Origin of the sequence: Bradyrhizobium sp. 154 (genome assembly GCF_023073875.1) — a bacterium.
Lineage (GTDB): Bacteria > Pseudomonadota > Alphaproteobacteria > Rhizobiales > Xanthobacteraceae > Bradyrhizobium.
Window position 1 is genome coordinate 1 of record NZ_JADPKG010000059.1, and the last position, 899, is coordinate 899.

1 protein-coding gene is annotated in these 899 nt (G+C 61.3%); it reads left to right on the forward strand.

Annotated features, from left to right (window positions below; genetic code table 11):
- Positions 1 to 80: 80 nt before the first annotated feature.
- The coding region (locus IVA92_RS16620) for an IS5 family transposase (RefSeq protein WP_247281433.1) at positions 81 to 899 on the forward strand (819 nt) is incomplete at its 3' end.

The following is an 899-nucleotide window of genomic DNA, read 5'->3' on the forward strand; positions in this document are numbered from 1 at the left end:
AGAGCCTGACCGAAAAAGGGTGAGCGGTTTTGGCCGGCTTGTGATTCCTTCGGATTTGCAAAGATTCGAGGGAGGACACCATGCCGTGGACCAAAACCGCTCGCATCCAGTATCAGCGCGATGGACTGCGTTACGCAAGCGATCTGACCGATGCCGAATGGGCGCTGATCGCCCGGAAGATGCCGCCGCGACGGCGATTGGGTCGGCCGCGGGAGGTCGATTTGCGCGAGATCGTCCAGGCGATCTTCTATGTCCTGTGGAGTGGCTGCCAATGGCGAGCCTTGCCGAAGGGGTTCCCGCTATACTCGACAGTGCAGGGCTATTTTTACGCTTGGCGCGACACAGGCAGATGGCAGGAGATTGTCGAATCTCTAGTTCCGAAGGCGCGCCGGCAACTGGGACGAAAGCCCAAACCGACTGCGGCCGTGATCGATAGCCAGACCGCCTCGACGACGGAGGCCGGCGGTCCACGCGGATTCGACGCCGGCAAGCGCCTCCATGGGCGCAAGCGCCATATCGTGACCGACACCAACGGTCTCTTGTTGGCCGCATATGTTCATCCCGCCAACATTCAGGATGTCCATGGCGCCGTGCCCCTGTTGGAAGATTTGCGAGGCCGCTTTCCGAGGCTTCAGCATGTCTTTGCCGACCGAATCTATCGCGGCAAACAGCTCGTCAACGCACTCTCAGACTGCGGGCCCTGGACAATCGAGATCGTCGAGCGACCGCACGGCGCCAAAGGCTTCCAGCTCCTGCCCAGGCGCTGGGTCGTCGAGCGCACCTTTGCATGGTTCGGAAGATGCCGGCGCCTCTCCAAAGACTTCGAACGCTCTGCCGCTACCGAGCTCGCTTGGCTGCTCGCCGCCCATCTAAGGCTCCTAATTCGCCGTCTAGCCAGA